Consider the following 10,127-nt stretch of genomic DNA (forward strand, 5'->3'; position numbering starts at 1 on the left):
TAAGAAGCCGGACGATGAACCAAGATTTGATTCATCGTCCGGCTTTCATTTTGGACTGAGAGTTTTTTCCCAGCCTCCTTTTGTATATAGTAGATTTTTAAATTTACAAGATTTTAACCACGAGAAGGCTAATCTTCAGCGCCATCATTATCTAGCTTATAATCAACCTTATCGTCAAACTGAACCTTCAAGTCATCCAGTTGTTGTTGACTAACCTTACCAGGGGCAGCAGTTAATGGTTCAACAGCCTTCGAATTCTTAGGGAATGGAATGACGTCACGAATGTTATCAGCTTGTGCAAGTAACATTACCCAACGGTCTAACCCAAAGGCCAATCCCCCTTCAGGAGGCATCCCAAGTGTTAATGCCTTCAATAAGAAACCAAAGCGGGCTTCTGCACGTTCTTTAGTGTATCCCAATGCTTTAAGAACCTTTTCTTGTACCTTTGGATCATGGATACGGATTGAACCACCACCAATTTCTTGGCCGTTCAAAATAATATCATAACTTTGAGCATGAGCCTTATGTGGATCTTCACCATCTTCAAGATAATGCAAGTCTTCTTCGTTTAACATGGTGAATGGGTGGTGAGCAGCAATCCACTTACCAAATCCTTCATCATATTCAAACATTGGCCAGTTAACAACCCACAAATAATTCCATTGGTTAGGCGCAATCATATCTTGTTCTTTTGCAATTTCACGACGTAAGTAACCAAGTGAGTCACTAACAACGTGGAAGGAATCAGCAACAAAGAGGATCAAATCTCCTGGTTTTGCTCCCATTTCCTTATTAATTGCATCAGCATAATTGTTAATGAACTTGGCAATTGGCCCAGAATAACCATCTTCGGTTACCTTTACCCAGGCAAGCCCCTTAGCTCCAAACCGCTTAATGTATTCTTCCTTCTTAGAAATATCTTTCCGTGAATACTTATCAGCACCACCAGGAACACAAATTGCTCGAACAAAGTTACCATTAGCAACAGTTCCGGAGAAGACCTTAAATGAACTATCCTTAACAATTGTAGATAAATCATGGATCAACATACCAAAACGAGTATCTGGCTTATCTGAACCATACTTATCCATAGCTTCTTGCCATTCCATCCGTGGGAATGGTGTCTTAACATCAACCCCTAATACTTCCTTCATGACTTTCTTAATTAACCCTTCAGTCATCGTTTGAATATCCTCAGGAGTTGCAAAACTCATCTCAGTATCAATTTGGGTAAATTCTGGTTGCCGGTCACCACGCAAATCTTCATCCCGGAAACAACGAGCAATTTGGTAGTACTTATCAACCCCGGCAGCCATCAATAATTGCTTAAATAATTGTGGTGATTGTGGAAGGGCGTAGAAATGACCTGGGTAAACCCGTGAAGGAACGATATAGTCACGAGCACCTTCTGGAGTAGAACGAGTTAAGTCAGGTGTTTCAACATCCATGAACCCTTGACTATCATAGTAGTGGTGAACAACAGAAGTAACCTTGCTCCGTAACATAAGGTTCTTCATCATTTCAGGACGACGAAGATCAAGGTAACGGTACTTCATCCGCAAATCTTCACTTGCATCAACATTGTCTGCAATGTCAAATGGCGTTGTTTCAGACTTTGCTAAAACCTTAATTTTATTAACCGCAACTTCGACCTTTCCAGTCTTCATATCAGGGTTAATTTCCTTTTCAGCCCGTAATTGAACCTTTCCTTGCACCTCAAGAACGTATTGGTTACGAACGGCGTTAGCAACTTTAAATGCTTCTGGATTTTCTTTTTCATTAAAGACTAATTGAACAATTCCTTCACGATCCCATAAGTCAATAAAAATTAATCCACCAAGATTACGGCGTTTAGCAACCCATCCCTTAAGGACAACTTCTTGGCCAACTTGCTTTTCACTGGTATCACCAGCGTAATTAGTTCTCTTCATCCTCTAATTACCTCTTTAACCATTTTTTAGATTGGTAGTATTAATACTAATTTCTAATAAAAAAGCACCCCTGTTATTCACAAGGGTGCTTTTAGCACGGTACCACCTTAGTATCACTCATAGATAACGTCGAACATCGACGGGACAAATTGTCCAGCCTCAAAAGTGTCAATTACTACCTAATCGTCATGGGCTTCCACCAATTCCCACTCGCTATCGACTAAGGTGAATAAGCATTCTTTATCATTGGCTATTAGTATTAAAATTACATTCTTACCCTACCCGAGTTCACAAAAAAAGTCAATAGGGATATGACTTAATTGGTTTTATAAAAATAAAAGTTTAAAATATAAATCAAGAGAAGGTGTTTACTTTGAATAATCAACAATTATCTACCAACTGGTTAGCGCAACTCCCCCTGAATAATATTATAAGTTGCGAGCCAGTTAGCGGTGGTGATATTAATCTTGCCTATCAAATTACAACTACTAACGCAACGTACTTCGTTAAGGTCCAGCCTAAGCATCCATCATCATACTTTGATCACGAAATTCTTGGTCTAAAAGAAATCGGCAAGGTAGCTAACGTTCCCACTCCGGTTGCCCATGGCGAAATTGATGGTGACGCCTACTTAGTTCTTAATTGGATCACTAACGGTTATGGAGATCAATACGCTCTTGGCCAGGAAGTTGCCAAAATGCACCAACAAAGAAATGAAGAATTTGGTTTCCCAGATAACCATCAGACAAAAGTATTAGTTAAAAATAACCATTGGAATCCTAGTTGGCGCGATTTTTATATTAATCAACGGCTAAAGCCAGAAATCTCTGCAGCCATAAAAACAGGTCGGTGGAATAAATGGCGACAAACACACTTTGACCGAATGGTCGCAAAATTTGATAATTATTATTCAACAACTGAGGTTCGGCCAAGTCTTCTTCATGGTGATCTATGGGCCGGAAATTTCATGTTCAATCAGGAACACCAACCATACTTAATTGATCCGGATTGTGTTTATGGCGACCGAGAATTTGATCTTGCAATGACAACAGTTTTCGGTGGCTTTGATGAACAATTTTATCGTGGTTACAATGATACATACCCAATCAAGCCTGGAATTAACGATCGTCTTCCATGGTACAGGTTCTATTATCTTTGCATGCACCTCATTTTATTCGGTGAAAGTTACGGACCAGCTGTTGACCAGATCCTCAGTAATTATTAAAGAACAATAATAGCCAAATTATATCATCTAAAAAGAGCTCCAAAACGCGGAAAACCGAGTTTGGAACTCTTTTTACTTGCAGGAATATAAGCAACTTCTGTCATATTCCCTTATTATTTTTACTTCTCGTAAATAATAGTGATTGGCCCATCATTTTCTAAGTCAACCTTCATGTCAGCACCAAAGTGACCCGTTTCAACATGAACACCAGTTGCTGCTAACTTTTCATTAAATCGCTGGTAAAGCGGTTCTGCAATTTCAGGACGGGCAGCCCCTGTAAATCCAGGACGATTACCATGTTTAGTATCTGCATATAAAGTAAACTGAGAAATCGAAAGGATTGAGCCATCTACATCCTGAAGTCCCTTATTCATCTTTCCATTTTCATCTTCAAAGACCCGCAGATTGACAATTTTGTGAACAAGGTAGTCTAACTGTTCATCCCCATCATCAGGAGCAAAACCAACTAGCAACATGTAACCACGCTTAATTGCACCAACTACTTCACCATCAATCGAAACTGAAGCATGGTTTACCTTTTGCAAAACAACTCGCATTAATATTCCCCCCCTAACGAATAGTCCGTTTAACCACGTAAACATCCTTAATATTCTTTAATGAATCCATAATAAACTGTAATTGTTGAAGATTACGAACACCAATTGTCATGCTAATAGTAACCATCTTATTATGGTCGACTTTCCCGTTGACTGAGTTTAGGAATTTCGTTGTGTTATTTATCGAACGTAAAACATCATTTAAAAGGCCACTTCGGTTATAACCCTGAACTTCAATGTTAGAATTATAATTCGTCTTATCACCATTTGGATTTGCCCAGTAAACATGGATAATCCGTTGACCGCTCTTTTCAGCAGCCTTAATATTTGGACAATCCGCACGGTGAACGGAAACCCCACGTCCCTTAGTAATGTAACCAACAATTTCATCACCAGGAACTGGACTACAGCAATGACTCAACCGTGTTAATAGGTTATCGACACCCTCAACGATAATTCCATCACTTGTATCTTTAGCCTGTTTCTTTTGTTCACGTTGGTCAGGTTTTTCAAGGGTGGCATGATCTTCAAGAACTGCCTTCTCAGCAGCCTGCTTACGTGAATCTTCCTCTTTTTTCCGCACGTCAGCGGTAAAACGATTACGTACCCCAACCGGAGCTAGATCACCAAAGCCAATCGCAGCAAACATATCGTCGCTAGTTTGGTAGTGCATTTGTTTTGCCACTTCTTTGATCTTTTCTTCAGTCATTAACGAGAATGGATCAAATCCTGCTTCACGAATTTCTCGTTCAAGCATTTGTTTTCCTTCCTCAATATTCTTTTCTCGATCATGAGCCCTGAAGAATTGACGAATCTTATTCCGTGCTCGCCGTGTAGAAACTAAATCAATCCAGTCACGGCTCGGGCCAGCAGAGGAAGATGATGTCAAAATATCAACAATATCTCCCGTTTTGATTTCATAGTCTAACGGCACAATCCGCCCGTTAACTTTAGCTCCAGTCGTATGATTACCAACTTCAGTATGGATTTGATAGGCCATATCAAGTGGTCCCGACCCCTGCGGTAGTTCAATCACATCACCCTTAGGCGTAAAAGCGTAAACCTTATCGGCAAAAATATCACTCTGAACGCCCTGCATAAACTCGTCAGTACCATTGCTTTCACTCCGCAACTCAAGAATTTCCTTGACGACGTTTAGCTTTTGACTATCACGAGTTTGCTGAACACCATTGGTCTTCCCTTCCTTGTATGCCCAGTGAGCAGCAACCCCATATTCTGCAACCTGGTGCATGTGGTGTGTTCTTATTTGAACTTCAAGTGGCTTACCACCAGGTCCCATAATTGTGGTATGTAAAGATTGGTAACCGTTAGCCTTAGGCATCGCAATATAATCCTTAAACCTACCTGGCATTGGCTTCCAATTAGTGTGGATCGCTCCTAATGCGGCATAACAATCCCGAATTGAGTCAACAACAATCCGCACAGCAAGCAAGTCATAGATTTGACTAAACTGCTTATGTTGGTTAACCATCTTCCTGTAGATTGAATAAATATGCTTGGGCCGACCGTAGATTTCAACATCCGAGCCTAATTTAAGATCACTAATCGCTCTTTTAATTTCCGCGATCGCTTCATCAATGTATTCTACCCGCTGATCTCGCCGTGAATTCATCAAGTGAACAATCCGGTAATATTGTTGTGGATTAAGGTAGCGAAGAGAAAGATCTTCTAATTCCCACTTAATAGTGCTAATTCCTAGTCGATCAGCAATCGGTGCATAAATTTCCAACGTTTCGTTTGAAATTCGTCGTTGCTTATCGGGCCGCAAATGCTGTAAGGTCCGCATATTATGAAGCCGATCAGCAAGTTTGACAATCATTACCCGGATATCTTTCGACATTGCAAGGAGTAGTTTCCGGTGAGTAGCAGCCATTTGCTCCTTGTTTGACTTATACTGAATCTTCCCTAACTTAGTATCACCATCAACAATTAGGGCAATTGTCGGTCCAAAGATCTCTTTAATATCGTCTAATGTTGCTCCAGTATCTTCAACAATATCATGAAGGTATCCAGCACAGACAGTTTCTGGATCCATATGTAGCTCAGCCAAAATACCAGCAACTTGAATTGGGTGGATAATGTACGGTTCTCCTGATTTTCGCCGCTGATCACGATGACAAATAGAGGCAAAACGGTATGCCCGTTCAACCAAAGCAACATGTTCATCATTCATATATGAAGAAACCTTCTTCAGGACATCTTCATGTGATAATTCTTTAACTTCTGACAATATGCCACCCTCCAATCCAGATTAATCTTTTTGGTTTTGTGAATTAATTGACCATGTCAAATAAGTAACTCCTAGGTAAAATAAGGCAAAATAAATAGTATATCTAGGCATAAATAAGTAAGAAATGATGAGGTATAGAATCGGAAATATCAGCATATTCCACCACTTCAAGTTATGCTTTACAATATATTGGCCAAGCCAAATACTAAAAAGCATATTAATCAAGAATAGGAATAGGCCAACCATCCATACACGACGAATTAAATGAACCTTATCACTAAAAAGTGGCAGGATAATCCCAAAAAAGATGCTCCATCCCCATACAACAACCCATGTTTTACTTTCAACTTTTTTAAGCCAATCCATAAACTAACTTCCTATACATATATGATGAGAATAATTGTACCACAAACTATCAGTTATTCCCTGACAATTCGGTAACAAATGAAACGGTTGCCAAAAAATATAAGGGGGCCGTTTCGGTCCGAAGAATTCGTGGCCCTAATCCAACAGGAATCACTTTATTTTCTTCCATTACGTCAATTTCTGCCGAACTCAAGCCACCTTCAGGTCCAAAGATTGCCAAGACCGAGTCACCCTTAGCTAACTTAGACAAGGACTGGAAAAGACGACTACTTTCCCCTTCCTTTGCCGATTCTTCCCAAGCAACCAGTCTAGTAGTCGCTGGATAGTTAGTAAGTAATTCCTTTAATGAAGGACAATATTCAACCCGTGGTTTAACATTCCGGTGCGATTGTTCAGCAGCAGCGTCGGCAATTTTCTGAAGACGGGCAATCTTTCGTGATTGCTTCTGACTATTCCAATGACTAATCGAACGCTCAGCTTCAAAAAATACAATTTTGCTAGCACCAAGTTCCGTTCCCTTTTGGACGATTAATTCTGGCTTCTCCTTAGTTTTCGGTAAGCCACACGCAAGAATTACTTCTACAGGAAGTTCACTATCCTTACCAATTTCTTTTATAAGTTTAGCTGTTGCATTCGGTTTTATAGAAGCTAATTCAGCAAGGCAAGCCTGGTGATCCGCGAACACTAATTCAAATTTAGTACCAATGGTTGCACGAAGGACAGTGATAAGGTGATGAGCTATATCTTGTGGCAGCTTAACCTTTTCTTTCGTCTTCGCTTGATCTATAAAGTAGCGTTGCATTATTCTTCACCTTCTACTGGCTTATGGACGATGATCCCGTACCAGTCCTTCATTCGTAACTTCTGATCAACGATAAAGTGATGTTTCGTTAATTCTTGTTCTACTAGAGCTGCTTTATCCTTGATAATTCCGGAAGCAAGGAACTGACCACCCGGTTTTAAATTCTCAAAAGCTTGTGGTACTAATGGAACAATAATTTCAGCAAGAATATTAGCAACAATTAGGTCTTCTTGAGTGTGGATGCCATCAAGCAAACTATTAACACCAACTTTTACATCAGCTGCAACTGGATTTAAGGCAATATTCTTCTTTGCGGAACGAACAGCAATTTCATCAATATCGTAAGCCTTCACCTTACCGACACCGAGTTGCTTAGCTGCAATGCTTAAGACTCCTGAACCGGTCCCAACATCAATCATTGATTCACCACCACGAACCACGATTTCTAATGCTTCTAACATCAACCGTGTCGTCGGGTGTGTTCCTGTTCCAAAGGCCATTCCTGGATCCAAAATGATTAATTTTTCATTAGCAGATTGCGGTTGATAATTTTCCCATTGAGGAACAATCGTTAACTGATTAGTCACACGTAATGGATGATAGTACTTTTGCCAAACGGTTGCCCAATCTTTATTATTAACGGCTTCTGAAACAACAAGTCCTGCTCCTGGATCAAGTTGATAGTCCTTTAATTTATCTACTTTTTCCTGGATTGTTGAAACTAATTCTGGAACGAAAACATTTTGCGGGAAATATCCCGTTACTGCAGCCCCACTTTCACGATGAGGAATCTCTTTGGGATCAATAATCTCGCCATGTTTACCATAACGTCCTGGCTTTAAATTAGCGAAATCTTTAGCATCATCAATCTGTACCCCAACTGCCCCTTCACTAGTTAAAATATAACTTACTGCTTCTACCGCTTCACTAGAGGTAATAACTTTTATTGCTGTCCAATCCATATTCTTCTCCTTTATAAATAAAAAGTGACCACCAACATGATGGTCACAATATCTCGCTCACCTATTCTTCAGTTTCAAAATCAACAGGCTGCGATTGTTTCTCCTTATCACCCTTATTACCGAAGTGACTCTTTAAATACTCGATTAAGTCAGCCTCAGTTTTAAAAATCCGCGGATGATGTTGGTGGTGCAGGCGAACATCAATCTCATTAATTCTCAGTCGCCCGGTCCATGTATGGGAGTAGCGAATGATTACCCGATTGTTCAACCGATGTTTACCGAAACGGAAAACGTACACATGCTGAGGTGTCATCATCGGCCGAATGTATTCTTTTTTATACATTAAGTCGTTGTCACGCATAAAACGCTTCGTTTGATTTAACACGGTAACCACCTCCTCCTTTATATAATCAAATCATTAACATATGTTCTATTTTATCACATGGTTAAGATTGTGCAAAAGGTTAACCAGAATTAATCTTTTAAATTTTAAAAATGCTATAATACTTTCATCTTTTAAGCTTAGGAGGTTAATAAGGTTGGGGATTCTAATCACATTATTATTCTTATGGATCTTATGGAAATTAGGCCTTTTCACTCTTAAAATTTTGGTGTTACTTTTAGTGATCCTTGCGATTGGCTTTATTTTTCACATCCTATTAATTCCAGCAATCATTATTGCAATTCTAGTAATCATAATTGGTAGTTTTCAATCATGATTACGGTTAATTATTGATTAATATAGATAAAAAACGACAATAATTCTAAATTTAATAGCTTTTTTCACATGGAATGTTATAATTAATCATGTGAGAGAAATCTCAAATAGCATATTTACTGGATGAAAGGGAGACTGTTTAATTATGTCAAAGAATCATCAAAAAGTTGTTCTTGTTGGTGACGGTGCCGTAGGTTCAAGTTACGCTTACGCATTAGTACAACAAGGTTTAGCTGAAGAATTAGCAATTGTTGATCTTGTTAAGAAGCGTACTGAAGGTGACGCTTTGGATCTTGAAGATGCTACTGTCTTCACTGCACCAAAGCAAATCTACTCTGCTGATTACGACACTTGCAAGGATGCTGACTTAGTTGTTATCACTGCTGGTGCACCACAAAAGCCAGGCGAAACTCGTCTTCAATTGGTTGACAAGAACCTTAAGATCATGAAGTCAGTTGTTGAACCAATCGTTAAGTCTGGATTCAACGGGATCTTCTTAATCGCTGCTAACCCAGTTGATATCTTAACTTACGCTGTTCAAAAACTTTCAGGCTTCCCAAAGAACAAGGTTATTGGTTCAGGTACTTCACTTGACTCATCACGTCTTCGGATTGCTTTGGCTAAGTTGTTCAACGTTGACCCACGTGACGTTTCAGCAAACATCCTTGCTGAACACGGTGACTCCGAATTTGCCGCTTACTCAAGTGCAACTATCGGTGGTAAGCCACTTCTTGACATTGCTAAGGAAAACAATGTTTCAATGGATCAATTGCTTAAGATTGAAGATGACGTTCGTAACAAGGCTTACGAAATCATTAACCGTAAGGGTGCTACCTTCTACGGTGTTGCAACTTGCTTAATGCGGATTACTCGCGCTATTTTACGTGACGAACATGCCGTATTGCCAGTTGGAGCCCCAATGAACGGTGAATATGGTATCAACGACCTTTACATCGGTACTCCAGCAGTTATTTCTGCAAACGGTATTGACAAGGTTATTGAAGTTCCATTGGATGATCGTGAAAAGAAGGCTATGGATGCTTCTGCTGCTGCCCTTGAAAAGGTTGCAAAGGATGGTATGGCTAAGCTTCAAAACAACTAATGAGTAGTTAATTAGTTAAATAAAAAAGAGTTCGGAAAATTCCGAACTCTTTTTTATTTTGGGTATACACTTTCTGGTATGGATAGAGATTCCATTCCAGATTTTTTATGACGAATTGTCAAACCAAGTGCAACGATTTCTCAAAAAATACTTCATATGGGGTTTCATAATTTAACACTTTTCGAGGACGACGGTTCAGCTGATGTTGGCAGA

Annotated in this window: 9 protein-coding genes; 2 read left to right on the plus strand and 7 right to left on the minus strand. The window is 39.6% G+C overall.

What is annotated here, in order from left to right; translation table 11 throughout:
* Positions 1-128 precede the first annotated feature (128 nt).
* A complete protein-coding gene (gene aspS, locus H9564_RS08605; RefSeq protein WP_191685066.1) occupies positions 129-1,931 on the minus strand; it encodes an aspartate--tRNA ligase in 1,803 nt (600 codons plus the stop codon).
* Positions 1,932-2,304: 373 nt separating this feature from the next.
* Here aspS and H9564_RS08610 point away from each other — a divergent pair, with 373 nt between their 5' ends.
* Entirely contained in the window at positions 2,305-3,156 is an 852-nt protein-coding gene (locus tag H9564_RS08610) for a fructosamine kinase family protein (RefSeq protein WP_191685067.1), read from the plus strand.
* 119 nt (positions 3,157-3,275) lie between these two features.
* On the opposite strand, the gene dtd is transcribed toward H9564_RS08610, so the two are convergent.
* From dtd to H9564_RS08640, 6 genes are all read right to left on the minus strand, one after another.
* Positions 3,276-3,713, minus strand: coding sequence for a D-aminoacyl-tRNA deacylase (dtd, locus tag H9564_RS08615; protein ID WP_191685068.1), 438 nt, complete (start codon positions 3,711-3,713; stop codon positions 3,276-3,278).
* Between the two features lie 13 nt (positions 3,714-3,726).
* Positions 3,727-5,964, minus strand: a complete 2,238-nt coding sequence (locus H9564_RS08620) for a RelA/SpoT family protein (protein ID WP_191685069.1) — start codon at positions 5,962-5,964, stop codon at positions 3,727-3,729.
* 21 nt (positions 5,965-5,985) lie between these two features.
* Entirely contained in the window at positions 5,986-6,330 is a 345-nt protein-coding gene (locus tag H9564_RS08625; RefSeq protein ID WP_191685070.1) for a hypothetical protein, read from the minus strand.
* A gap of 49 nt (positions 6,331-6,379) precedes the next feature.
* Positions 6,380-7,132: a 16S rRNA (uracil(1498)-N(3))-methyltransferase gene (locus H9564_RS08630; RefSeq protein WP_191685071.1), complete on the minus strand. Its 753-nt coding sequence runs from the start codon at positions 7,130-7,132 to the stop codon at positions 6,380-6,382.
* On the minus strand, positions 7,132-8,094 hold the full coding sequence (gene prmA, locus H9564_RS08635) for a 50S ribosomal protein L11 methyltransferase (RefSeq protein ID WP_191685072.1): 963 nt from the start codon (positions 8,092-8,094) through the stop codon (positions 7,132-7,134). The genes H9564_RS08630 and prmA overlap by 1 nt, the downstream gene beginning before the upstream one ends.
* Positions 8,095-8,155: 61 nt before the next feature.
* Positions 8,156-8,455 carry a hypothetical protein gene (locus tag H9564_RS08640; protein ID WP_191685074.1) on the minus strand — a complete coding sequence of 100 codons (300 nt, stop codon included), beginning with the start codon at positions 8,453-8,455 and terminating at the stop codon, positions 8,156-8,158.
* A 502-nt stretch (positions 8,456-8,957) separates the two neighbouring features.
* Here H9564_RS08640 and H9564_RS08645 point away from each other — a divergent pair.
* Entirely contained in the window at positions 8,958-9,914 is a 957-nt protein-coding gene (locus H9564_RS08645; RefSeq protein ID WP_191685073.1) for an L-lactate dehydrogenase, read from the plus strand.
* Positions 9,915-10,127: the final 213 nt, after the last annotated feature.

The organism is Limosilactobacillus avistercoris (genome assembly GCF_014836425.1).
In the GTDB taxonomy this organism is placed as follows: Bacteria; Bacillota; Bacilli; order Lactobacillales; family Lactobacillaceae; genus Limosilactobacillus; species Limosilactobacillus agrestimuris.